Origin of the sequence: Sinorhizobium arboris LMG 14919, assembly GCF_000427465.1 — a bacterium.
Lineage (GTDB): Bacteria > Pseudomonadota > Alphaproteobacteria > Rhizobiales > Rhizobiaceae > Sinorhizobium > Sinorhizobium arboris.
In genome coordinates this window covers 2,936,566-2,960,600 of the sequence record NZ_ATYB01000014.1, presented here as the reverse complement: position 1 = coordinate 2,960,600, position 24,035 = coordinate 2,936,566, and the positions used below count along the sequence as shown (strand labels likewise).

The window sequence follows — 24,035 nt, the reverse complement described above, 5'->3', positions numbered from 1 at the left end:
CGGCAGGACAAACCCCGGCGTGCCGCGAGCCGGGAGGGCTCCTCAGTGAATATCCATCTGCCGCGCGCAGACGTGACCGAACGGACGCTGGCGATCGTCGGCGAACTCAAGGTGCTTGAAGGCCCGCTCCTTCCCATTCTGCACGAAATCCAGGACGAGTTCGGCTACGTGCCGGAGGAGAGCCTGCCGTTGATTGCGCGCGAACTCAATCTGTCGCGTGCCGAGGTCTACGGCGTCGTCACCTTCTATCACGACTTCCGCGAGCACCCGGCGGGACGCCATGTGCTGAAGCTCTGTCGCGCGGAGGCCTGCCAGTCGATGGGCGGTGACCGGCTTGCGGAACGCGCCAAGGCGCTTCTCGGGATCGATTTCCACGAGACGACGCCGGACGGCGCCGTGACGCTGGAGCCCGTCTATTGTCTTGGGCTCTGTTCCTGCTCGCCGTCGGCGATGCTCGACGGCGAGGTCCATGCGCGGCTCGACGATACGGCGATCGACGCGCTGGTTGCGGAGGCGCGGCGATGACGGTCAGGATCTACATTCCCCGGGATGCGGCGGCGCTCGCGCTTGGCGCCGAAAAGGTGGTGGAGGCGATGGCCGGCGAGATCGCCGCCCGCGGACTCGACGCCACGATCGTCCGCAACGGCTCGCGCGGCATGCACTGGCTGGAGCCGCTGGTCGAAGTCGAAACGGCCGCAGGGCGCATCGCCTATGGCCCGGTGAAGGCGCGGGACGTGAGCTCGCTCGTCGATGCCGGACTGCTCGACGGCGGTGCGCACCCGCTCCGTCTCGGTAAGACCGAGGAAATTCCGTTCCTCAAGCGACAGACGCGGCTCACCTTTGCCCGCTGCGGCGTCATCGATCCCCTTTCGCTCGAGGATTATCGCGTCCATGGAGGTCTGAGGGGGCTCGAAAGGGCAATCGCCATGCAGCCTGCGGCGGTCGTCGCCGAGGTCACGGAAAGCGGCCTGCGCGGCCGTGGCGGCGCCGGCTTCCCGACCGGCATCAAATGGAAGACCGTGCTCGAGGCGCCAGGCGCGCAGAAATACATCGTCTGCAATGCCGACGAGGGCGACAGCGGCACATTCGCCGACCGCATGATCATGGAAGGCGATCCCTTCGTGCTGATCGAGGGCATGGCGATCGCCGGCATCGCGACCGGTGCGACCAGGGGCTACGTCTATACCCGATCGGAATATCCGCACGCGATTGCGGTGATGAGCGCGGCGATCGAGATCGCCCGCGCCGCAGGTGTGCTCGGGCGTTCGGTGCTGGGCTCGTCGCACGCCTTCGACATGGAAGTGCGCACCGGCGCCGGCGCCTATGTCTGCGGCGAAGAGACCGCGCTCCTGAACAGCCTCGAAGGCAAGCGCGGCCTCGTGCGCGCCAAGCCGCCGCTGCCGGCGCATAAGGGCCTCTTCGACCGTCCGACCGTCATCAACAACGTCATCTCGCTCGCTTCCGTGCCGGTGATTCTCGACAAAGGCGCCGGTTACTATCGCGATTTCGGCATGGGCCGGTCGCGCGGCACGATCCCGCTGCAGATCGCCGGCAACGTCAAGCATGGCGGCCTCTACGAGACCGCTTTCGGCCTCACCCTCGGCGAGATCGTCGACGAGATCGGCGGCGGAACGGCGACCGGCCGGCCGGTCAAGGCCGTGCAGGTAGGCGGTCCGCTCGGCGCCTATTTCCCGCGGGCGCTGTTCGACACGCCCTTCGACTACGAAGCTTTTGCGGCGAAGGACGGGCTCATCGGCCATGCCGGCATCGTCGTCTTCGACGATACCGTCGACATGCTGAAGCAGGCGCGTTTCGCCATGGAATTCTGTGCTGTCGAAAGCTGCGGCAAGTGCACGCCCTGCCGCATCGGTTCGACGCGCGGCGTCGAAGTGGCCGACAGGATTGCCGGGGGGATCGAGCCCGAGAAGAATCGCGAACTGCTCGCCGACCTCTGCAACACGATGAAGTTCGGCTCGCTCTGCGCGCTCGGCGGCTTCACGCCCTATCCTGTGATGAGCGCAATGACGCATTTCCCCGAGGATTTCGCGCCGGCGCCGGTCGTGGAGGCTGCGGAATGATGCGCCTTGCACGTCGAGATTTGCCCCTCACCCCTTATGATGGGATGCCCCTCTCCTCGGGTTTGACCCGAGGATTAACCCTCTCCCCGCGCGCGGGGAGAGAGAACACCCCCTGTGGGGCGGCAGCGGTTGAGCAAGACGGCGCCGCATATCCCTTCTCCCCGGCTGCGGGGAGAAGGTGGCGGCAGCCGGATGAGGGGCGGACGGCAGAGTCGGCAATCGCCCCGAACGCAATGTCTCAGGAGGCCCTAAATGTCTCTCATTCATGAAATCGACTACGGCACTCCTGCTTCCAAGTCCGAAAAGCTGGTGACGCTGACGATCGACGGACGCGAGATCACGGTGCCGGAAGGCACGTCGATCATGCGCGCGGCGATGGAAGCGGGCATCGAGGTGCCGAAGCTTTGCGCTTCCGACATGATGGATGCCTTCGGCTCCTGCCGGCTCTGTCTCGTCGAAATCGAAGGGCGCGCCGGCATGCCGGCCTCCTGCACGACGCCGGTGGCGGCAGGCATCAGCGTTTCGACGCAGACGCAGCGGCTTAAGGATGTCCGCCGCGGCGTCATGGAACTCTATATTTCCGACCATCCGCTCGACTGCCTCACCTGTGCTGCCAATGGCGATTGCGAGCTGCAGGACATGGCCGGCGCCGTGGGCCTGCGCGACGTGCGTTACGGTTATGACGGCGAGAACCATGTGACGGCGCGCAACAATGGCGAAATCAACGCCAAATGGGCGCCGAAGGACGAATCGAACCCGTATTTCACCTATGACCCTGCGAAGTGTATCGTCTGTTCGCGCTGCGTGCGGGCCTGCGAGGAAGTGCAGGGCACCTTCGCGCTGACGATCAGCGGCCGCGGCTTCGATTCGCGGGTATCGGCCGGAATGAACGAAGATTTCGTCTCCTCCGAATGCGTCTCCTGCGGCGCCTGCGTGCAGGCCTGCCCCACGGCGACGCTGACGGAGAAGTCGGTGATCGAGATCGGCCAGCCGGAGCATTCGGTCGTCACCACCTGCGCCTATTGCGGCGTCGGCTGCTCCTTCAAGGCGGAAATGCGCGGCGAGGAGCTGGTCCGCATGGTGCCCTGGAAGGACGGCCAGGCGAACCGCGGTCATTCCTGCGTCAAGGGCCGCTTCGCCTATGGTTATTCCAATCACAAGGATCGCGTCCTCAATCCGATGATCCGCGAAAAGGTCACCGATCCCTGGCGCGAGGTCACCTGGGACGAGGCTTTCGCGCATGTAGCCTCCGAGTTCCGCCGCATCCAGTACCAGTACGGGCGCGATTCCGTCGGCGGCATCACGTCGTCGCGCTGCACCAACGAGGAAACCTATCTGGTGCAGAAGCTGGTGCGCGCCGGCTTCCGCAACAACAACGTCGACACCTGCGCCCGAGTCTGCCACTCACCGACCGGTTACGGTCTCGGCCAGGCCTTCGGCACCTCCGCCGGAACGCAGAATTTCGACAGCGTCGACAATACCGACGTTGCCGTCATTATCGGCGCCAACCCGACCGACGGCCATCCGGTCTTCGCCTCGCGGCTGAAGAAGCGGCTGCGCCAGGGCGCCAAGCTGATCGTCATCGATCCGCGCCGGATCGATCTCGTCCGCTCCGCCCATGTCGAGGCATCCTACCATCTGCCGCTGAAGCCCGGCACCAACGTCGCCATCCTGACGGCACTGGCACATGTCATCGTCACGGAAGGCCTCGCCGACGAAGCCTTCATCCGGGAGCGCTGCGACTGGTCCGAATATGAAGACTGGGCGGCCTTCGTGGCCGAGCCCCACCACAGCCCGGAGGCGACCGAAGCCTATACCGGCGTTCCGGCCGACCTGGTGCGCGGGGCTGCGCGGCTTTACGCTACCGGCGGCAATGGCGCGATCTATTACGGCCTTGGCGTCACCGAACACAGCCAGGGCTCGACGACGGTGATGGCGATCGCCAACCTCGCCATGCTCACCGGCAACATCGGCCGGCCGGGGGTGGGCGTCAATCCGTTGCGCGGCCAGAACAACGTCCAGGGCTCCTGTGACATGGGCTCCTTCCCGCACGAGCTTCCGGGCTATCGCCACATCTCGGACGATGCCACGCGCGAAACCTTCGAGAAGCTCTGGGGCGTAACGCTCAACGAGGAGCCGGGCCTGCGCATCCCCAACATGCTCGACGCCGCCGTCGAGGGCACCTTCAAGGGCCTCTATGTCCAGGGCGAGGACATCCTGCAATCCGACCCGGATACGAAGCACGTCGCCGCCGGCCTCGCGGCGATGGAATGCGTCGTGGTGCACGATCTCTTCCTCAACGAGACCGCCAACTACGCCCATGTCTTCCTGCCGGGCTCGACCTTCCTAGAAAAGGACGGAACCTTTACCAATGCCGAGCGCCGCATCAACCGCGTCCGGCGCGTCATGCGCCCGAAGAACGGCTATGCCGATTGGGAGGTGACGCAGAAGATGGCGCAAGCCATGGGGCTTGACTGGAACTATCGCCATCCATCCGAAATCATGGACGAGATCGCGGCGACGACACCGAGCTTCGCCATGGTCTCCTACGACTATCTGGAGAAAATGGGCTCGGTGCAGTGGCCGTGCAATGAACAGGCGCCGCTCGGCTCGCCGATCATGCATATCGACGGCTTCGTGCGTGGCAAGGGCAAGTTCATCCGCACCGAATACGTGCCGACCGACGAGCGGACGGGCCCGCGCTTTCCGCTGCTTCTGACGACCGGCCGTATTCTCAGCCAGTACAATGTGGGCGCTCAGACGCGGCGCACGGAGAACGTCGTCTGGCATGCGGAAGACCGGTTGGAGATCCACCCCCACGACGCCGAGCAGCGCGGCATTCGCGACGGCGACTGGGTCAGGCTCGCCAGCCGCTCGGGCGATACGACGCTCCGGGCCCTGATCACCGACCGCGTCGCGCCGGGTGTCGTCTATACGACCTTCCATCATCCGTCGACGCAGGCGAACGTCATCACCACGGACTTCAGCGACTGGGCAACCAACTGCCCGGAATACAAGGTGACTGCGGTGCAGGTTTCGCCGTCGAACGGTCCCTCCGACTGGCAGCGGGACTATGACGAGCAGGCCCGCCAGTCACGCCGCATTGCCGGCAAGCTGGAGGCGGCGGAATAGGAGCGAGCATGGCGGGCAAGCGGCTTTCGTCCTCTCCAGCTGTTCTTAGGACCGGCGCCGGCGGCGGGACGCGATCCGGAACGACGGCGACGGTCCCCGAGACGGCGCGGCGCGGCGGCATTCTCGTCGCGCAGTCGCGCGTCGTGCCCGAGGAAACGCCGGTCGCCTTCACCTATGGCGGTTCGACCCATGCGGTGATGATGGCGACGCCTGCCGATCTCGAGGATTTCGCCATCGGGTTCAGCCTGACCGAAGGGATTATCACCGGCCCCGAACAGGTCGACGACATAGAGATAGTCGTGGAGGAAAAAGGCATCGACCTGCAGATCAGGCTCAAGGACGAGCAGAACGAGGCTTTGCGCCTCCGACGCCGCCATATGGCCGGGCCCGTCGGCTGCGGGCTCTGCGGAATCGAGTCGATCGATGAGGCCGTTCGCCCGACGCCGGACGTCTCCGGGTCGCCGCTGCGGCTCTCCGAAAAGGATATCGTCGACGCGGTCGGGCTGCTCAACGGCCAGCAGCCGCTGCATTTCGAGACACGCGCGGTGCACGGTGCGGCCTTCTATGTGCCGGGTCGCGGGCTGATCGCGGTTCGCGAGGACGTCGGCCGCCACAATGCGCTGGACAAGCTGACCGGAGCGGCCGCCTGCGCCGGGTTCAAAGGTGCTCAAGGCGCCGTCGTCGTCACCTCGCGTGTATCCGTCGAAATGGTCCAGAAAACCGCGATTGCCGGCAGCCCGGTGATTATCGCCATTTCCGCACCGACGGCGCTCGCCATCCGCACGGCGGAAGAGGCGGGCATGACCGTCATTGCGCTTGTCCGCGGTGACGAGTTCGAAATCTTCACCCACGCGAAGCGCATTATTCGGAATGATGACGAGCCTGCGTCCTTATCCGCCCGCGTTCCGCTATCCTGAATCCGGAGCAATCGTCCATGTCTGTAAACCCCGACGCCAAGCTTATCTATATGGCGAACCAGATCGCCACCTTCTTCCAGACCCAGCCGGCGGAGGAGGCGGCCGAGGGCGTGGCGACGCACATCAACAAATATTGGGAGCCGCGCATGCGCCGCAAGCTCTTCGAGCACATCGCGCATGGCGGCGAAGGGCTGAACCCGCTGGTCATCGAGGCGGCCGAGAAGATCCGCCGCCCGGAGGCGGCCTAGAGCCCTTCCAGGCCGGCTGCCGTTCCGGGCACGGGTCAATGGCTGGCATTAAGTTGCATTTCCGCAGGCTCAGGCGGCCAGTTCTTCGGTTTCCCGCTCCTTGAACATGCGGGCCAGATTGAGGAAGCAGATCATGCCCGATTCGTTGGCGATGATGCCTTCCGCAAAGCTCTTGTCGAAGGAGGCGGTGACTTCCGGCACAGGCTGTACCTGACTGCCCTGCACGGTCAAAATGTCGGAAACACGGTCGACGACGAGACCGATGACCATGTTGTGGACCTCGGCGACGACGATCGCGCTGCGCTCGTTGGTGACGGTCGATTTCATGCCGAGCTTGTGGGCGAGGTCGATGATCGGGATCACCGTGCCGCGCAGGTTCATCACGCCGATCACCTCCGGCGGGGCGTGCGGGATGGGTGTCGAGGGCGCCCAGCCGCGTATCTCGCGGATCGTCGTGGTCTTGACGCAAAACTCCTGGTCGTGGAGGCGAAACGCTATGATTTCGAGCGTCTCGCCGTCAAATCCGGCTGCTCTCTGCGTGCTTGTCATCGAAGGTCCTTCCAGCTTTCCGTTCGTGGTGGTCCGCCGATGACATCCGGCGAGGCGCAAGCCGCTTCATGCACGGAAAATCCGCCTTGCGCTCCGTATGCCTATATTAGGCGCGGATTCGTTAAGCCTTTGCTGAACGTTCGCCCCTCGCAGGAGAGTGAGGTGGCGACGTGGCTTCAGGCGGCGCGGGTCGGACGATCAAGGATACGGCGGCCGAAGAGGCTTGCCGTCAGTTCGACCAGAATGCGCGCGCTCTTGCCCCGGTCGTCGAGGAACGGGTTGAGTTCGACGACGTCGAGGGAAGAGACGAGGCCGCTGTCGCACAGCACTTCCATGATGAGGTGAGCCTCGCGGAAGGTCGCGCCGCCCGGAACCGTCGTGCCCACGCCGGGGGCGAGTTCCGGATCCATGAAATCGACGTCGAGGCTCACATGCAGCAGGCCGTTGGCGGCGCGAACCTCGTCGACGATCTGCCGGATGATGTGGGCCATGCCCATCTCGTCGATGGCCCGCATATCGAAAACATTGACGCCGTGCTCCGCAATTTCCTCGCGCTCACGCGCGTCAACCGAGCGGATTCCGATCTGGTAGACCTTTTTCGGGTCGACCAGCGGCCGGTCTTTCGGGAGGATCGGGGCGAATTCCGCTTCCCCGCAGAAGAAGGCGACCGGCATGCCGTGCATATTCCCTGACGGAGAGGTCGACGGCGAGTTGAAGTCGGCATGCGCATCGAGCCAGAGGACGAAGAGGGGCCGGCCGACGTCCTGGGCATGACGCGCCATGCCGGAGACGCTGCCCATCGACAGCGCGTGGTCGCCGCCGAGGATGAGGGGGAAATGTCCCTTGCGCGCGGTGTCATGCACGGCTTCGTCGAGCGCGCGCGCGAAGGCTGCGACGGTCTGCAGATTGTTGGCGCCCGGATGGATGGCGAGATCGCGCGCGGGCAGCGGCCTCAGATCCCCCTCGTCATTGACCCTATGGCCGAGCTCCGCAAGGACCGTCTCTATGCCGGCGATCCTGAGCGCCGTCGGCCCCATTGCCGCGCCGCGGCGGCCCGAGCCTTCCTCGATGGGTGCGCCGATCAATGTGATGGTTTTCATGTCCGCCTCTTCCCTTCGTCCTGTTCCCGTGAAGTCCGGCGGATTATCGTCAAAAAGCGTGGCGGCAAAAAGATGGAAAACTGTCGATTGGCAAGATATGATGCTCAAAATGTAAAGGATCATTTGGCGAAGTGACAAGATGGATGATCTCGATCAAGCGCTGATCAGCGCGCTTCGGCAAAATTCTCGTATGCCCGTTTCGACGCTTTCCGCGATGACCGGCGTCTCGCGCGCGACGGTCGCCGCGCGCATCGACCGTCTCGTCGCGAATGGGACGATCGCCGCCTTCACGATCCGCACGGGCGCGGAAATCCCCGCCTCCGGCGTCAGGGCGGTGGTGATGATCGAGGTTCACGGAAAGATGGCGGACCGAGTCGCCGAGCAATTGCGGGGCCTGCCGCAAGTGCGGGCGCTGCACAGCACCAACGGCCGGTGGGATTTCATTGCCGAACTCGAGGACCGGGATCTCGCTAGCTTCGACGAGAGCCTGCGGCGCATCCGTCTGATCGACGGCATCACCGTGACCGAAACGAACATTCTGCTGAAGACCAGCAAGCTGACGGGGTCTTCGTAAGGGGAGAGCCTCGGCGCAAATCGGCAGCCCGCGGCTGTTTTGTTCTTGATTTGTTCTTATGTTCCGATAAGATGTTCCTCTCAGCAAACAAGAGAGGCATGAGCACGGGCGCGGTCTCCGCGGCATTCGGGCTCATTTTGAACGATGGCGTATTTGATCGCGGGTTCCACCCGCCCGACATCATTGCGATCCAGGGAGATTGCCATGGCTAGTTATTCCGGCGGCCCGTCGGTACGGCAGATCTGCATAAAGCTTTTTGTCAGGCATGGTGACGAGGAGCGGGCGATTGAGTTCTACCGCGATGTCTTCGGCGCTGAGCTGCTGCAGCGGCACGAGTGGAGCGGCATTCTGACGAGTGCCGATCTCTGCATCGGCGACTCGGTCTTTCGGGTCGCCGGCGCCAATCCGCGCCGGGACGCCGAACCGAGGCTTGGCGGCCCGCGTTCGCCGCACGCGCTCGGTACGACCGCGGCAATCCTCGAACTGCACGTCGATGATGTGGATCGCGTGCTCGAAAGGGCGATGGGCTCCGGCGCGAGCCTGCGCAACGTCGCCGAAACGCTGCCGACCGGCGATCGGGTCGGCGCCCTCATTGACCCGTTCGGTCACATCTGGGCGCTGTTCACGGCGACGAACGAGAGCGAGGCTCTGGATGCATTCGGGGCCGACCGCAACGCGGCGTGAGGGGGACCTTGCACCCTGGCAGGACTTCCTCCAGCCTCCGCGCCGCAGACGCGGTGCTGCCGGATCCCTGTGACAGCATAGGGATAAGGGAAGGCGGACCTGGTGCGGCCCCTCGATACGCTGATGGGCCGTGCAGTCAGGGAGAGATGGTTCGCAACCCCCCAGGCGAAGCTGTCGCAACATGCAACTTCCCGGACCGCCTCATTGCTGTGCCTGTCGCAGGAACCCAGCCAGCCCAAGTCTTTGGGCTGATTAAAACCTTCTTCGGTCGCTCAGTGCCGACGAATCAATATTCCCTCTCAAAGAATATGCCGCCGGCCGCCGAACCGTCGCCGGCTGCTTCGCCCTTCAGCTTCACGCCGCGACCGATATCGAGATTGATGATCGCCTTGCTGGAAGCCGAGTCCGAGCCCTGCTGCAGTTCGAGATAGGTGCGATCGTTGAGATATTTGCCGGCGCGGACCTGGGCGCCGCCGCTCTCGTCGGTCGTGATGTCCAGATCGTCGACGCCGAGCTTGTTGCGCAGGCCGTCGAGCAGCGACGTCGATCCGCCGCCGGCAAGCTGGCCTACGGCCGAGGCGAGCTGCGCGATCTGGAAGGCGGAGAGATTGTTCAGCGACCGGTTGAAGATCAACTGCGCCAGGATTTCGTCCTGCGGCAGGGCAGGGGACGAGGAGAAGGTTACCGTCGGGTTGTTGGCCGGGCCTGCGACATTGACGGTGATCGTCGTCGAGCCGGCGCTCGAGGTCGCGTCGAGATCGAGCGTCGGAATGAGGTCGCCGCCGAAGCCGATGTGGCCTTCGGTGAAAGTCAGGCGTTTGCCGAGAATCTCCAGGCGCCCGCGGCGCATGTCGAATCCACCGGAAACGATCGGCTGAACGGCGGTGCCGCGGACAGTCAGATCGCCGCCGAGTTCGGCATCGATGCCGCGTCCGCGCACGAAGAACTGGCCCGGTGAGCTGACGGCAAGATCGAAGGCGATCGCGCCGCCGGCCTCGGCGCCGGCGGACGTATCCCGGCGCAGGTCCCTGGTCATCTGCCGCACCCGGGGTGGGGCGTTGCGGTGCTTTATGTCGATCTCCGAGAGCGAAGCCGGCAGCTTCTCCGGTATGGTGATCGCGGCCCTGCGAATCGTCAGCCTTCCGCCAAGAACGGGGGTCGAGACGAGGGGGCCGTTGAGCGTCAGGTCGCCTGCAAGGTTGGCGGTGAACAGCGTGCCGTCGACATAGGTCGCGTTGTTGAGCCGGATTCTGAGATCCGCCGGGAAACCGGAGCCGGGGACGATGCCCACGGTTCCGCTCGCCTCGATCGATCCGCCGCTGGCGAGATTGGCCGATAGGCGAGAGATCGTCGCCTGTCTGCCGTCGAGGGCGACATTGGCGGTGAGGTCGTTGAGAGCGAGATTGCGGCGAACGTCCACGAGCCGGGCGCCGGCGGTCGAGACCGTACCGGCAATTTGCGGCGCCTTTGCCGAGCCGGAGAGCGAAAGGTCGACCTTGGCCGATCCGGTCAGGGTGAAGCCCTGTTCCGCCATGATATTGGCGAGCAGCGCGAAGGGTACGTCGCCGGCGAATTTCATCGAGATCGGCATGTTGCCGCCAAGCTCGACATTGCCACCGCCTCGGAAGGAAAGGTCTCCCGGCCCGGAGACCGTGGCATCGACGGTCACCCGGTTGTCGGCGAAGCGCCCCTTTGCAGCAATCTCCAGCGACGATACGCCGGCGCCGCGCGCCGCTGCGACCGAGGCGTCGCTCCATCTGAGGTCGTAGACCACGACCGGAGCCGCCGCCGTTCCGTTCACGTCCACCGTCCCGGCGATCGTGCCTTCCGCCCCGAGCGTCGGGGCAAAGGTGTTGATCAGTGCGGCAGGCAGCGCATTGAGTCTTGCCGAAATGTCGAGCGTCGGTCCGGCAGAGCCGGCGACCGTGATCGTGCCTTTCGAAGCCTCGATGGTCAGGGCATCGAGAAGTACCGTGCCGTTGTCGATCGCGACGACGGTCGGGCGTGCAAGCCTCAGCGGTATCCGCTTGGGCGCTGCCGCGAAAGAGGCGAGGCGGACTTCGGTGCGGCCGCCGCTTGCGACCATGTCGCCCTTCGCCGAAAGAGGACTGCCGTCATATCTGCCGTCAACGGTAAAGCCCGTCCTGCCGCCCTGCTGATCGAAGGTGAGATTGAGGCCGGTGATACGGTTTTGACCCTGAGCGACATTTTCCGCCTTGACGCTTCCCCTGATCGCGAGTGCCGCCACATCGGCGATGCTGATATCGGCGGTTGGCTTTGCGATCGTCAGGTCGCCGCGCTTGATGCCGCCGCCGCTCGCCTGCAGCGAAACGGAAGTCACACCGTTCGCCGTTCTGATCGCTGCCGAGCCGGAAAGGTCCCCGGAGACCCTCTCGCCGGCCATGGCGGCGAGCAGACCGAGGTCCGGCAGGTTGAAGTCGACCTTGCCCTCGGGTTTGAAGTCTGCCGTCAGATCGATCGCTCCCGTCAATCTGTTGTCGCCGACCTTCGCCTCCAGTGTCGGGATCGAGGTGCGGCCGCCCTCGGAGACCACCTCGGCCCTGACGTCGATGGCTTGGCCGTCGAGACCTCCGGTCGCCGTCAGCTTCGCCTGCGGGCTGCCGGGTCTCGCCGTCGCATCGGCCGTGACCACGAAGTCCGAAAGCGTGCGTCCTGCAAGGACCGCGCCGCTCGAGGTTACTTCCGCCTTGATGGCGAGCGCGTCGAGCGGGCCGGACAGGTCGGCGCTAAAGGCAGCCTTGCCTTCCGCTTCGGCGAGCAGCTTGGCGAGGTCCGGCAATGCGCCCTCTATCTCGGCGGTCAATGTGCCTTCGGCGAGCGCGGCCGAACCGGTGCCGCTGACCGTCCCGGATTTGACGTCGAGCGCGTTCAGTTCGATCCTGCCGCCGGCTCCGGTCTCGACCTTGCCCGAAACGGTGATCGGCCCATCGAATTTCGCGCCGATGCCGGGCGGAAGCACGGCGGGTTCGGCAACGAACTGGAAATTCGCCTCGGCCGTGTTGTCGGTGCGGTCGAGACTGGCCGTCACATCGCCGCGAAAGCCGGCGCGTTCGATGGCCAAGGGATCGAGGCGGATGCTGTCCTCGGCAACGGTCACCATGCCCTTCGCCGAAAGGTCCTCCGCCGTTATGCCGGCCGCCCGCACGGAGGCGATCGAGGCGCCGCTCCAGGTGAGGTCGTAGCGGACGACCGGAGCCGCGCCATTCCCGGTAATGTCCAACTTGCCTGCAATCTTGCCCTCGGCCCCGAGCGTCGGCGCGACGGTGTGGATCAGGGTGGCTGGCAGCTCGTTGATATCCGCCGATATATCAAGGGTCTCGCCTGCCGTACCAGTGACGGCGACCGTGCCCGTGGATGCCTGAATCGTCAGCCCATCGATATGCACGACGCCGTTTTCGATGGCGATGACGCTCGGCCGGGCAAGCTGCAGGGGGATGCGCTTGGCTGTCGCCGAGGCCGATGCAAGGCTTATCTCGGTCCGGCCGTCACGGCTCGCGAGATCGCCGGTCGCCGCGAGCGGAGCGCCGTCATATTCGGCACCGACCGAGAAGCCGGTTCTTTCCGCCTGCTGGTCGAAGGCGATATCGATGTCCGTCAGGCGGTTTTCGCCCTGAACGACGCTTTCGGCCCTGACACCGCCCTTGATCGCCATCCTGGCAAGATCCGCGACGGTAAAGTCGACCACGGGCCTGGCAACGGTCAATGCGTCCCGGCTGATGCTTTCGCCGCGGGCCGTCAGCGCGAGCGACGTGACGCCGTCGGCCGTCCGGATCGTCGCGGAGCCGGCAAGGTCGCCGGATGCCTGCTGTCCGGCCATGGCGGCGATGAGGCCGAGATCGGGCAGGTTGAAATCTATCTTTCCGTTCGGCTTGAAATCGGCTGTGAGTTCGATCGCACCGGCCAGCCGGTTGTCACCGACCTTGGCCTCGAGGGCGGGGATCGAGGTCCGGCCATCCCTGGAGACGACATCGGCGCGGATGTCGATCGCCTGGCCGTCGAGAGTGCCGGTTGCCGTCAGCTTCGCTTCGGGGCTCTCCGGCGTCACGGTCGCATCGGCATTGACGACGAGATCGTCCAGCGTGCGGCCAGCGAGCGTCGCTCCGCTTGAGGTTATCTTTGCTTCGATGCCGAGCTTGTTGAGCGGGCCGGAGGCGACCGCGTCGAAGGCTGCCGAGCCCTTCGCATCGGCGAGCAGCCGTCCGAGGTCGGGGAGCGTTCCCCGGATGTCCGCAGTCAAAGTGCTTCCGGCAAGCGCAACGGAGCCGGAGGCGTCGATCGCACCGGATTTGACGTCGACCTCGCTCAGCCGGACGCTGCCGTCCTGTTCGACGACCGCGTTGCCCGCAAGGGCGATCGTCCTGTCGAACTTATCGGCAAGCCCCGGCGGCAGGACCTCTCTCACGGCAAAGAGCTTGAACGCCGCGTCGAGCGTCGTTTCGACGCGGTCGAAAACGCCGGTGATCGTGCCGCCGATGCTCGCGCTCTCGATCGCCAGCGGGTCGAAACGGATGTCTTCCGGAGTAACGGCGATGGTGCCGTCGAGCTTCAGCGGCGCCTGCACCGCCCGGTCGAGATCTGCATTTGCAAGGCGGCTCTCGGAGATTTCGACGGTGGCCTTGAGGGGACCCGACCGGCTTTCCAGGTTGAAGGCGTCGCTCTGAGCCGAAAGCCGGATGCCGCCGAGTCGCGCCTGCGGCAGGTTCACGGACGGGACGTTGGCTGCGACGTCGAGGATTGCCGATTGCCCGTCGCCGATCAGCGACAGATTCGCCGTATCGATGAGCGCCTGCAGTTCGCCGTCCTTCAGCGGCCAGCGGAAATCGAATGGACCGTTCGTGCCGGCGACGCTTGCCTGGAGATTGTTCTCGCCGCGGCTGTCGACCGTGCCGGAGATATCGAGCGTCATCGCACCGGTCGAGAGCTTGCCTGCATCGATCCGGACCTTGCTCTTTCCGTCGAAGGCGGCCGTCAGGTCGATCCTGCTTTCTCCTTCGAAGAGCGGCCTGAAGGCTGGCGGCGTCAGAGTCGCCAAAGCGCCGCCGCCGGAAACCGTCAGCCTGTGCAATCCCTCGGCCGCGAGGACGTGCCGCCCGTCGAGGCGGAGAATTTCGCCGCCGTCGAGCGAAACCGTGCCCGATCCCGCCCAGTCGGAAAGCGGTCCCTGTCCGGTCACGGTCATGTTGACGGCCGGCTCTCCGGGCAGGCGGAGCAGTTTTGCGAGAAGGCCGCCCTTCGGCTCCGCGAGCTCGGCTTCAAGCTTCAGCTGGTTGCCGGCCGGGTTGAAGACGAGATCTGCGGTGGCGCGCGCCTCCGGACGGTCTCGTTCGGCGGCATCAAGCACGAGAGCGACGCTGGAATTGGTTGCGTTGAGCTGACCCTTGGCGGTCAGGAAACGATCCTCGCCGGTGATCTGCTTGCCGAGCACGATTTCCTCGAGATCGAAGGAGTCGATCTTCACGTCGACCGGCAGGGCGAAGGTCGATCGTACTTCCCTGGTCTCGGTCGAGGGAACAGGCAGCCGCTCGACACGGATCGAACCGGCCGAAATATGGCTGGCATCGAAGCGAAGCGAGAGAAGCTCGGCAGGCGACCAGTTCACAGAAAGGTCGCGGACCTCGGCATATATGCCTTCGCCATCGAAGAGCGTAACGGTACCGGCCGTGAAGTCGCCGGTCAGGAGTGCACCCGGATCGGAGATGCGGACGATCTGGTCGGGGGTCGCCGCATATTTTTCGATCGCCCAGGCGACGGTTCGGGCGCCGGGCACCGTGAAGCCCAGAAACCCGACGAGCAGGAGGAGCACGACCACGAGAGTGCCGATGGCGGCGAAGAAGTACCGCAGCGCAGATTGAAGGAAAAGGGAGACCTGGTTCATGTCCTATCCATAGTCCATGTTGCGCCGCTCTGGAATCGGTAGGGCGCCGGCACGTCGCCAGCGGGCGGGGCTGCGCTCATCTTATCACGGTGTCGCCCGCATGCAGCAAATAGTCCGGGCATCAGAAGGACTGGCCGATACCGGCATAGATTCCGTAATCGGTGCCCCCCGGATATTTGTTGAGCGGCACGGCGAAGTCGAGCCGGATCGGGCCGAAGGGCGTCGCATAGCGCAGGCCGATACCCGCGCCGGCCCGGATGTCGGAGAAATCGGGCGTGGTGCTTTCCGAAACGGTACCGGCGTCGATGAAAGGCACGATGCCGATCGTGTCGGTGACGGCGATGCGGGCTTCGAGCGAGCCGTTCACATAGGAGCGGCCGCCGGTCAGTTCGTCATCGGCGTCGCGCGGGCTGATCTCCTGGTAGGAATAGCCGCGCACCGATCCGCCGCCCCCTAGGAAGAACCGCCGGGTTGCTGGGATATCCGAGAGTTCGTCGCCACCGACGAGCACGCCGGCACCGAGTTTGCCGGCCAGGACGAAGCGTTTCTCGGTTCCAAACGCGTAATAGCCGGATGCGGATGCTTCGAAAGAGCTGAAGAAAGTCTTCCCTTCGATCTCGTAGCTTGGCTTGGCGTTGATCAGCGCCCGGTAACCCTCCGTCGGGTTCAGCTTGTCGTCGCGCGCGTCGCGGACATATTCGAACGGGAGGGCGGCTGTGATATAGGAATTCGAGCCGAAAGCGTCGTCGATATCCGCCCAGCCCACTTCCGCGCCAGCGGAGACCGTATCTTCTGGCGAGAGCTCGAAAGCGGCGCCGGCCGCGGCGGTAATCATTTTGGCGTTATAGGCATCCGGATCGACGATCGCCGCCTTGACGCTTGCGGTGAAAGTCGATGCCGGCCCGAAGGCACCCGGCTTCGCGAAGAGAATTCCGGCCGAATAGTCGAGTCCGCCGACATCGGTGGTTTCGCCGAGGCGGTCGACCGAGCCCTCGATCCGGAGCGATTCGGCGCGCCCGAAGAGGTTGCGATGGCCCCAATACCCCTGGAGGCCAAGGCCGTCCGTGGTCGAGACCTGGCCGCCGAAGCCGAAGTAGCGGTGCTTGCCTTCGGATACCTGGATGTTCATAGGGATCGTGCCGTCGCGGGCAAGCCGGTCGGCTTCGTTGATGGTGACGCTGGAAAAGACGTTCAGCTGCCGCAGTCGCTCGGCGGCCTTGCGAATGTTCTCCGGCGAGTAAGGACGGCCGTGATTCAGGCGGGAGTAGTCCTTGACGAATTCCGGATCGACGGTTCTGGTGCCGCTGACGGTCAGGTCGCCGACCGGCGCAACCGGCCCGCCGTCGGCGCTGATCGTCACGTCGACCGTGGACGTCGCGTGATCGGCGACGACGCTGCGCTCGGCGAGCTTGGCCAGCGGGCGGCTCTGTTCCTTGAGATCGTTCACGATCTGCTCGCCCGCCTTGATGATGAGGGTCGAGTCGGCGCGGGCTCCACGCTCGAGGTCGTAGGCGGCGGGATCGAACCGCGCCGCGTCCCCTTCGAACCTGACCGAGCCCAGCGTAAATACCGGCCCGGGGACGACGCGCACCGCGACAGGGACGGGCTGGCCGTCGGGGAAGGCGGGGTCGGGGGGCAGGCTGTCTATGTCCTGGCCGTTAACCAGAATGCTGACCGTGCCGCCGTAGCGCGCCTTTTCGTAAAGGACGGCCAGGAGCCGGTCGCGGTCGTCGCGCGCCTTGATCGCGAGGCCAAGATCGCCCGAGACCGGATCTTCCTGGTCCTGCACGAGCCGGGAGCCGTTTTCGAGAGCTTCGCGGAGCTCCTCGTCATCGGTTCCGGGCTCGAATGTCAGCGTATAGCGGACCGGGTCGATGACCTGGACCTCATCTTCGGCGCTTTCGAAGAAACGCATGCCGAAGATCTTGAACGCATGGGCCTGCTCGACGGAAACCGGGCCGAGCACGGCCGATGCCACGATTGCGAGCGCGGTCGCTGTCTTCCAGTGCGCAATACTCGATCGTGGTGGAGACATTCCTCTCCGCATCCCGTTTCAGGCGACTCTGTACCAACTGCCTGCATACGCGGCGTCGGCCAAGCTAGCAGGACATAGTTTTCCATCTGTTAACGATGACGGCTCTCCGCATCCACCCCGAAGCGGCGATTCGGAGAGGATTTTTCGGCAAAAAGGACTCCGCCTGTGGTGCTTCAGGCACAACGGGCACTCGTTGAAATTGACTTGGGCGGCGCAGGCGGCTCTGTCGCAAGGGGAGCTGCCTCACATGGACGAACTTCGACTGCCACGGTGGAGGCCGGCGCTCTCACTTCACCATCGTGCGCGAGAGGAAATCTCGCGACAATGAGACAACCTCGGACAGGTTCGTCTCCAGCAACCAATGGCCGCCGTCAAGCAGATGCAATTCGGCTTCCGGCAGGTCACGGAGATAGGCTCGGGCGGAACCTTCGGGCATGGAGCCGTCCTGCGGGCCCCAGACGATCAGCGCCGGCGGCCGATGTTCGTGCAGATAGGCCTGGTAGTGCGGGAACCAGGCAAGGTTCTCCCGCAGGCCCGCAATGACGTCGATGGCGATCTTCCGCCGCTTGGCCGTCGTCAGCGACCAATGGAGTTTCCACAGGTCGGGAGAGATCCGCTCGGCAAGCTCGGGCCTGACGTCGTTGAGAAACTCGTCGCGGTATCCTTCCTCGCTTACGGCTTCGCCGAGCCGAGCTCGGCCTTCCGGCGTGGGGTGTCGGAAATACGCCTGCAGCGGTGCGTATTTCGAACCGAGCTCGTCTTCGTAGATGTCGCCATTCTGAATGATCAGTGCGGAAATCCGCTCCGGCTTGCGAATGGCCAGCCGGAGGCCGATCTGGGACCCGAAGTCATGCAGATAGAGCGCGAACCGATCCAGGCCCAGGTGCCCGGTGAAGGCTTCGAGAAAATCAGTGAAGCCGTCGAAACCATAGGCGAAGTCGTCCGGCGTGTCGCTATATCCCGATCCAGGGAAGTCCGGAGCGATAAGCCTCCACCGGTCGGCCAGCAGCGGCATGAAATTGCGGAACGCGTAGGACGAGCACGGATAGCCGTGGGGAAGGAGCAGGACGGGCGCGTCCCGCCGCCCGGCTTCCCGGTAGAAGATCCGGATGCCGTCCAGGTCGAGGAAGCGGTGATACACGGAATCTGGCGAATCGATCATGGGAGCACCTCGCATGCGCTGACCGGTGCCGAACAATGAGCGCACGCGATGGTTCCATGCCCCTCGGCTGGCCACGCCGGCAGCTTCTTTTCAAGTGCATGCTAATTTAGATAGGCGATCTCATCGGGGTGCGATAGGATTGCTCTGGACCGCTTGAACCCGGGAGTCCGGAAGAAGATGCTCCCGCCAAACGTTGGTTGGCAAACCGATGGAACAGAGACTAGCCGCAGTGCTGGCAGCCGATATGGCAGGCTATAGCCGCCTGATGGAGGCCGATGAAGCGGGTACGGTCGCCCGCCTCAGAACACACCGGATAGAACTGATCGATCCGGCGATAGAAAAGAACAAGGGCCGCCTCATCAAGACCACGGGCGACGGCATGCTGGTCGAATTCCAGAGCGTGTCCGACGCGGTGAAATGCGCGGTCGAAATCCAGAGCCGCATGAAGCGGCGCAATGCCGATGTTGCGCAAGACCGGCGGATCGAATTCAGGATCGGAATCAATCTCGGCGACATCATCTTCGAGGACGACGACATTTTCGGCGATGGCGTGAACATCGCCGCCCGTATCGAGCAGCTGGCCGATGTGGGGGGCATCTGCGTGACGGCTGCGGTCGCGACGCAAGTCGCCGACCGGCTCGAAATCCCCATCGAGGACCTGGGGGAAAAGATGCTGAAGAACATCAGCCGCCCGGTGCATCTTTTTCGAGTCGGGCTCGAGGGCTCCGTGCTCCCGGTCCCCCAGGACGCGACCGATGCGAAGCGCGCCATCTCGAAACCCTCGATCGTGGTACTGCCCTTCGACAACATGAGCGGCGACCCCGACCAGGAGTTTTTCGCAGACGGCCTGACGGAGGACATCATCACCGAGCTGTCCCGCCGGCACGAGCTGTTCGTCATCTCGCGCAATTCGAGCTTCGTCTACAAGAACCAACCCGTGAACGTGCGTGAGGTGGCCGAGAAGCTTGGGGCGCAGTACCTGGTGGAGGGCAGCGTCCGCAAGATCGGCGACCGGGTGCGCGTGACGGTCCAGCTCATCGATGCGATCAACGACGCCCATATCTGGGCCGACAAATACGACCGGAAACTGGACGACATTTTCGCAATTCAGGACGAGGTGACGGCGGCGATAGCGGCAACGCTCCCCGGGCGCGTCGAGGCCGCCCAGCGAGACCTGCTCGCCCGCACGAAGCCGGCAAATATGGCCGCATACGAATGTGCGCTAGCCGCCAAGGTGCTGCACCACAGGAGCACCGTGGCGGATAACGAGCAGGCCCAGGCCCTTATCGACCGAGCCGTCGCGCTCGATCCCGGCTATGCGCACGCCCATGCCTGGCGGGCCTGTATCCTTGGGCAGGCGTGGGTCCACGGCTGGTGCGAAGACAAGGATGCGGTCTGGGCCGAGATCGTTGACGAGTTGGACCGCGCGCTGGCGCTCGACGACAACGACGCCGACGTGCATCGCATCCTCGCCGCTGTCAACGTGAACAACAATGCGCTGACGACGGCGCGCTATCACCAGGAGCGCGCCCTTTCCCTCAATCCCAATTACGACCTCGTGGTGGTCCAGCAGGGCGAATTGCTGACGTGGCTAGGACGACCTGAAGAGGGGGTGGAGTGGATTCGCAAGGCAATGCAGCTCAACCCCCATCACCCGGAACGATTCTGGAGTCACCTCGGCAAGGCTCATTTCGCCGCCGGGCAGTATGGAGAGGCGATAGAGGCTTTCATGCACCTGTCCGTTCTGGACCATGTCCAGCATGCATTCGTCGCGGCATGCTACGGCTGGCTCGGGGATGACATTGCTGCTCATGCGCATATGGAGAAGGTCCGGGCGCTCGCCCCGGATTTCGACCTCGACGCCTTTCTCGCCACCCAGCACTACGCTCAGGAATCGGATCTGCAACACCTCTGCGACGGGCTTGTCAAAGCGGGAGCGAAGGGCGGTTCGGCGGCGAACGGAATCGCAGCGCAATAGCGTTCCGTCGGGAACGTCTGACGGATATGAGGGCCCCGGATCGTTCCGGGGCCGGTCTGTGCGGCAATCAGCAGCGGTCGATGTAGCGGCGGCCGTAGCGGTCGCGGTAATAGCACTGGCCCGGCTGGTCGGTGACGTGACCGATCACGGCGCCGGAAACGCCGCCGATCGCCGCGCCGACTGCGGCACCGCGTACGTCGCCGGTGATTGCGCCCCCGATGATTGCGCCCGATGCGGCGCCGATGCCGGCACCCTTCTCGGTTTGCGTGCAGCTCGCGACCGACAGGGCGACCAGCACAAGCGCGATGGCTTTCTTCATGATGTCCTCTCCGATTTCGACGGATTCGGCGTCTCGCCTCGTCCGTCCCATAGTGATGGGAGGGTGCGAACCGCGGCCCTCCACTTGAACTTGCATTCGGAACATAACCCGCCGCCAGGGAAAATGCACGGATACGGCGAGATCGTCCTTATGCAACATAATGCGATCTTTCCTGAACGGAACATGAAGGCGCTGTTTCCGGCGTTACACAGGCGTTCGTATTTTTTTGCCCCTTGCGGCGCGAAACGGTTGCGGCAACCCGAAAAAAAGACAAATGTTACAACGTCGCCACGCGGGCTCGGGAGGAGCGGACTGCTGGCGGAAGGGCATTGATATCGGTCGGCGCGTACTGCAAGTCGCGTGAACGCATCTCACCCGATTTGAAGCTGCGCTCGACTCTGGACCGACCCGGAGGAGCGAAATGGCGAAAATAACGATGACGGTCAACGGCCGCCAGGTAAGTGGTGCCTGTGACGACCGAACGCTGCTGGTGCACTTTATCCGCGAAAATCTCGGCCTGACCGGGACGCATATCGGCTGCGACACGACGCAGTGCGGCGCCTGCGTCGTTCACATGGACGGGCAATCGGTGAAAAGCTGTTCCATCCTTGCAGTCCAGGCGGCCGGTTCGTCGATCACGACGATCGAGGGGCTTGCGTCGAACGGTGAGCTTCACCCGGTCCAGGCGGCTTTCAAGACGCATCACGGACTGCAATGCGGCTTCTGCACGCCGGGAATGGTCATGACCGCCGTCGACATGATCCGTCGCCATGGCAGCAATCTGGATGAGGCGACGGTCCGCGCCGAACTGGAAGGCAACATCTGTCGTTGCACCGGCTATCACAACATCGTCCAGGCGATCCTGGCTGCCGCCGCCGAGACGGGCGGCGTTCGTCAGGCGGCAGAATGAGGAAACTCCGGGGTTGGAGCGCCATGCGGGCGGAGCATCGCAGGCAAATTTCGTCATTCCGCTCAAGCGGAAATTCGTTGCAGGACTTCGGGAGGAGATAGGCAATGGGTGTTGAAGGCATCGGCGCGCGGGTGGCGCGCAAGGAGGACAAGCGCTTCCTGACCGGCAAGGGGCGCTACACGGACGACATGGTCGTGCCGGGCATGAAGCATGCGGTTTTCGTGCGCAGCCCGCATGCGCATGCCACCATCAGGAGCATCGATGCGGCGTCGGCCAAGGCCATGCCCGGCGTGATCGACGTACTCGACGGCAAGCAATTGCTGGCGGACGGGATCGGCAATCTGATCTGTGGCTGGATGATTCATTCCAAGGACGGCACGCCGATGCGCATGGGCGCCTGGCGGCCACTCGCGGACAACACCGTACGCTATGTCGGCGACGCGGTGGCGATCGTCGTTGCCGACAGCGTTGCGCAAGCACGCGACGCGGCGGAGGCGGTCGTCGTGGACTACGACACCCTGCCGGCCGTCACCGACGCGATCCAGGCCATGGGCGAGGGCCAGCCTCAGATTCATCCGGAAGCGCCGGGCAATCTGGTCTTCGATTGGGAGCTTGGCGACGCCGACGCGGCCGACCGGGCGATCGCCGCGGCGGCGCACGTCACGGAATTGAAGATCGTCAACAACCGCCTGTCGCCGAATGCGATGGAGCCGCGCGCGACGCTCGGGATCTACGATGCCGGCGACGACCATTTCACCTGCTACACCACCAGCCAAAACCCGCATCTTGCACGGCTGGTGATGAGCGCCTTCTACAATGTGGCGCCGGAAAACAAGCTCCGGGTGATCGCACCCGACGTCGGCGGCGGCTTCGGCTCCAAGATCTATATCTATCCGGAAGAGGTCGTCTGTCTCTGGGCGTCGAAGCGTACCGGCGTGCCGGTGAAATGGACCGCAGACCGCACCGAGGCGTTCCTCACGGACGCGCACGGCCGCGACCATGTGTCCATGGTGAAGATGGCCTTCGACAGCAACAACCGGATCACCGCGCTGAAGGTCGACACCATCGCCAATCTCGGCGCCTATATGTCTCTCTTCTCTTCCTGCGTGCCGACCTATCTCTACGCGACGCTCCTCTCCGGGCAATACGCGATCCCGGCGATCCACGCCAATGTCCGTACCGTCTACACCAACACCGCGCCGGTCGACGCCTATCGCGGCGCCGGCCGCCCGGAGGCCACCTACCTCCTGGAGCGCACGATCGAGACGGCTGCGCGCGAGCTCGGCCTCTCCCCCGCGGAACTCAGGCGCATCAACTTCATCCGCAACTTCCCCCATCAGACGCCGGTGATCATGAACTACGACGCGGGCGATTACGAAGCGTCGCTCACGGCGGCCATGGAGGCGGCCGATTGGGGCGGATTCGCCGCGCGCAGGGCGGAAGCCGAGCGGCGGGGAATGAAGCGCGGCATCGGCATGAGCTGCTATATCGAGGCCTGCGGTCTGGCGCCTTCGGCCGCCGTAGGCTCGCTCGGCGCCGGCGTCGGCCTGTGGGAATCGGCCGAGGTCAGGGTCAATGCGGTCGGCACCATCGAGGTCATGACCGGTTCGCACAGCCACGGCCAAGGGCATGAAACGACCTTCGCACAGGTGGTTGCGGAGCGTTTCGGGGTGCCGATCGACAGCGTCAACATCGTTCACGGCGACACGGACAAGGTGCAGATGGGCATGGGGACCTATGGTTCCCGCTCCGGCGCCGTCGGCATGTCGGCCGTCTTCAAGGCGCTCGACAAGGTCGAGGCCAAGGCGAAGAGGATCGCGGCCCACCTGATGGAGGCGGACGAGAGCGACATCGTCATCGAGAACGGCGCGCTCAAGGTAGCCGGCACCGACAGGTCCGTTCCCTGGTCGCAGGTGGCGCTTGCTTCCTATACGGCCCATAACCTGCCGCCCGGCATGGAGCCGGGCCTCAAGGAAGGCGCCTTCTACGATCCGAGCAACTTCACCTTCCCGGCCGGTTGCCATATCTGCGAGGTGGAGGTCGATCCGGAAACCGGCCAGACGAAGATCGTGCAGTTTGTCGCAGCCGATGATTTCGGCAACATCATCAACCCGCTGATCGTCGAGGGCCAGGTGCATGGCGGGCTGGCGCAGGGCATAGGCCAGGCGCTGCTCGAAGAGGTGCATTATGACGGGACCGGCCAGCTGCTGACGGCGAGCTACATGGACTACGCCATGCCGCGCGCCGACGACCTGCCTTCGTTCACGGTGACCACCTCGAACACGCCCTGTCCGGGCAACCCGCTCGGCGTCAAGGGCTGCGGCGAGGCAGGCGCGATAGGCTCGCCGCCGGCGCTGATCAACGCCATTACCGACGCGATCGGCAACAACGAGCTCACTATGCCGGCGACGCCGCAGAAGGTCTGGGCCGCGGTGCATACCGCGCATTGATCG

At 64.5% G+C, this 24,035-nt stretch carries 16 protein-coding genes; 10 read left to right on the top strand and 6 right to left on the bottom strand.

The features are described 5' to 3' along the window. Window positions 1-45 precede the first annotated feature (45 nt). The 5 genes from SINAR_RS0125545 (at window position 46) to SINAR_RS0125525 (ending at window position 6,375) form a co-directional block, all read left to right on the top strand. Window positions 46-525 carry a formate dehydrogenase subunit gamma gene (locus SINAR_RS0125545; RefSeq protein ID WP_028001708.1) on the top strand — a complete coding sequence of 160 codons (480 nt, stop codon included), beginning with the start codon at window positions 46-48 and terminating at the stop codon, window positions 523-525. Next, the gene (locus SINAR_RS0125540; RefSeq protein WP_028001707.1) at window positions 522-2,078 is read left to right on the top strand and encodes a formate dehydrogenase beta subunit; all 1,557 of its coding nucleotides are present in this window, start codon (window positions 522-524) and stop codon (window positions 2,076-2,078) included. The genes SINAR_RS0125545 and SINAR_RS0125540 overlap by 4 nt, the downstream gene beginning before the upstream one ends. A gap of 252 nt (window positions 2,079-2,330) precedes the next feature. Beyond that, window positions 2,331-5,210, top strand: coding sequence for a formate dehydrogenase subunit alpha (fdhF, locus tag SINAR_RS0125535; RefSeq protein ID WP_028001706.1), 2,880 nt, complete (start codon window positions 2,331-2,333; stop codon window positions 5,208-5,210). Between the two features lie 8 nt (window positions 5,211-5,218). Next, window positions 5,219-6,127: a formate dehydrogenase accessory sulfurtransferase FdhD gene (gene fdhD / locus SINAR_RS0125530; RefSeq protein WP_028001705.1), complete on the top strand. Its 909-nt coding sequence runs from the start codon at window positions 5,219-5,221 to the stop codon at window positions 6,125-6,127. 17 nt (window positions 6,128-6,144) lie between these two features. Further along, window positions 6,145-6,375: a formate dehydrogenase subunit delta gene (locus tag SINAR_RS0125525; RefSeq protein ID WP_028001704.1), complete on the top strand. Its 231-nt coding sequence runs from the start codon at window positions 6,145-6,147 to the stop codon at window positions 6,373-6,375. A gap of 69 nt (window positions 6,376-6,444) precedes the next feature. Here SINAR_RS0125525 and SINAR_RS0125520 read toward each other — a convergent pair whose 3' ends face one another. Together SINAR_RS0125520 and rocF are read right to left on the bottom strand one after the other, a co-directional pair. After that, the gene (locus tag SINAR_RS0125520; RefSeq protein ID WP_003528560.1) at window positions 6,445-6,924 is read right to left on the bottom strand and encodes a chemotaxis protein CheW; all 480 of its coding nucleotides are present in this window, start codon (window positions 6,922-6,924) and stop codon (window positions 6,445-6,447) included. A 176-nt stretch (window positions 6,925-7,100) separates the two neighbouring features. Next, window positions 7,101-8,024: an arginase gene (rocF, locus tag SINAR_RS0125515; RefSeq protein WP_028001703.1), complete on the bottom strand. Its 924-nt coding sequence runs from the start codon at window positions 8,022-8,024 to the stop codon at window positions 7,101-7,103. A 139-nt stretch (window positions 8,025-8,163) separates the two neighbouring features. Here rocF and SINAR_RS0125510 point away from each other — a divergent pair, with 139 nt between their 5' ends. Further along, window positions 8,164-8,598, top strand: coding sequence for an Lrp/AsnC family transcriptional regulator (locus SINAR_RS0125510; RefSeq protein ID WP_028001702.1), 435 nt, complete (start codon window positions 8,164-8,166; stop codon window positions 8,596-8,598). A gap of 204 nt (window positions 8,599-8,802) precedes the next feature. Then, window positions 8,803-9,282, top strand: a complete 480-nt coding sequence (locus tag SINAR_RS0125500) for a VOC family protein (protein WP_028001701.1) — start codon at window positions 8,803-8,805, stop codon at window positions 9,280-9,282. Window positions 9,283-9,568: 286 nt separating this feature from the next. On the opposite strand, the gene SINAR_RS0125495 is transcribed toward SINAR_RS0125500, so the two are convergent. The 3 genes from SINAR_RS0125495 to SINAR_RS0125485 form a co-directional block, all read right to left on the bottom strand. Next, a complete protein-coding gene (locus SINAR_RS0125495) occupies window positions 9,569-15,178 on the bottom strand; it encodes a translocation/assembly module TamB domain-containing protein (RefSeq protein WP_028001700.1) in 5,610 nt (1,869 codons plus the stop codon). A gap of 121 nt (window positions 15,179-15,299) precedes the next feature. Next, window positions 15,300-17,213: an autotransporter assembly complex protein TamA gene (locus SINAR_RS0125490; RefSeq protein ID WP_028001699.1), complete on the bottom strand. Its 1,914-nt coding sequence runs from the start codon at window positions 17,211-17,213 to the stop codon at window positions 15,300-15,302. A 286-nt stretch (window positions 17,214-17,499) separates the two neighbouring features. Continuing rightward, window positions 17,500-18,375, bottom strand: a complete 876-nt coding sequence (locus tag SINAR_RS0125485) for an alpha/beta fold hydrolase (RefSeq protein ID WP_028001698.1) — start codon at window positions 18,373-18,375, stop codon at window positions 17,500-17,502. 208 nt (window positions 18,376-18,583) lie between these two features. On the opposite strand from SINAR_RS0125485, the gene SINAR_RS0125480 reads away from it, so the two are divergent. Beyond that, complete coding sequence (locus SINAR_RS0125480; RefSeq protein WP_028001697.1) at window positions 18,584-20,353, top strand: adenylate/guanylate cyclase domain-containing protein; 1,770 nt, start codon at window positions 18,584-18,586, stop codon at window positions 20,351-20,353. Between the two features lie 67 nt (window positions 20,354-20,420). Here the strand turns inward: SINAR_RS0125480 and SINAR_RS0125475 are convergent, their stop codons facing one another. Continuing rightward, entirely contained in the window at window positions 20,421-20,672 is a 252-nt protein-coding gene (locus SINAR_RS0125475) for a YMGG-like glycine zipper-containing protein (RefSeq protein ID WP_028001696.1), read from the bottom strand. Between the two features lie 421 nt (window positions 20,673-21,093). On the opposite strand from SINAR_RS0125475, the gene SINAR_RS0125470 reads away from it, so the two are divergent. After that, the gene (locus SINAR_RS0125470) at window positions 21,094-21,582 is read left to right on the top strand and encodes a (2Fe-2S)-binding protein (protein WP_028001695.1); all 489 of its coding nucleotides are present in this window, start codon (window positions 21,094-21,096) and stop codon (window positions 21,580-21,582) included. A gap of 104 nt (window positions 21,583-21,686) precedes the next feature. Continuing rightward, window positions 21,687-24,032 carry a xanthine dehydrogenase family protein molybdopterin-binding subunit gene (locus SINAR_RS0125465; protein WP_028001694.1) on the top strand — a complete coding sequence of 782 codons (2,346 nt, stop codon included), beginning with the start codon at window positions 21,687-21,689 and terminating at the stop codon, window positions 24,030-24,032. Window positions 24,033-24,035: the final 3 nt, after the last annotated feature.

Excerpts from the sequence above, each read along its gene's own strand:
- SINAR_RS0125470 (WP_028001695.1), top strand. The coding sequence starts at position 21,094 with ATGGCGAAAATAACGATGACGGTCAACGGCCGCCAGGTAAGTGGTGCC.
- rocF (WP_028001703.1), bottom strand. The coding sequence starts at position 8,024 with ATGAAAACCATCACATTGATCGGCGCACCCATCGAGGAAGGCTCGGGC.
- SINAR_RS0125485 (WP_028001698.1), bottom strand. The coding sequence starts at position 18,375 with ATGATCGATTCGCCAGATTCCGTGTATCACCGCTTCCTCGACCTGGAC.
- SINAR_RS0125490 (WP_028001699.1), bottom strand. The coding sequence starts at position 17,213 with ATGTCTCCACCACGATCGAGTATTGCGCACTGGAAGACAGCGACCGCG.
- SINAR_RS0125495 (WP_028001700.1), bottom strand. The coding sequence starts at position 15,178 with ATGAACCAGGTCTCCCTTTTCCTTCAATCTGCGCTGCGGTACTTCTTC.
- SINAR_RS0125510 (WP_028001702.1), top strand. The coding sequence starts at position 8,164 with ATGGATGATCTCGATCAAGCGCTGATCAGCGCGCTTCGGCAAAATTCT.
- SINAR_RS0125540 (WP_028001707.1), top strand. The coding sequence starts at position 522 with ATGACGGTCAGGATCTACATTCCCCGGGATGCGGCGGCGCTCGCGCTT.
- SINAR_RS0125475 (WP_028001696.1), bottom strand. The coding sequence starts at position 20,672 with ATGAAGAAAGCCATCGCGCTTGTGCTGGTCGCCCTGTCGGTCGCGAGC.
- fdhF (WP_028001706.1), top strand. The coding sequence starts at position 2,331 with ATGTCTCTCATTCATGAAATCGACTACGGCACTCCTGCTTCCAAGTCC.
- SINAR_RS0125500 (WP_028001701.1), top strand. The coding sequence starts at position 8,803 with ATGGCTAGTTATTCCGGCGGCCCGTCGGTACGGCAGATCTGCATAAAG.
- SINAR_RS0125525 (WP_028001704.1), top strand. The coding sequence starts at position 6,145 with ATGTCTGTAAACCCCGACGCCAAGCTTATCTATATGGCGAACCAGATC.
- fdhD (WP_028001705.1), top strand. The coding sequence starts at position 5,219 with ATGGCGGGCAAGCGGCTTTCGTCCTCTCCAGCTGTTCTTAGGACCGGC.
- SINAR_RS0125465 (WP_028001694.1), top strand. The coding sequence starts at position 21,687 with ATGGGTGTTGAAGGCATCGGCGCGCGGGTGGCGCGCAAGGAGGACAAG.
- SINAR_RS0125520 (WP_003528560.1), bottom strand. The coding sequence starts at position 6,924 with ATGACAAGCACGCAGAGAGCAGCCGGATTTGACGGCGAGACGCTCGAA.
- SINAR_RS0125480 (WP_028001697.1), top strand. The coding sequence starts at position 18,584 with ATGGAACAGAGACTAGCCGCAGTGCTGGCAGCCGATATGGCAGGCTAT.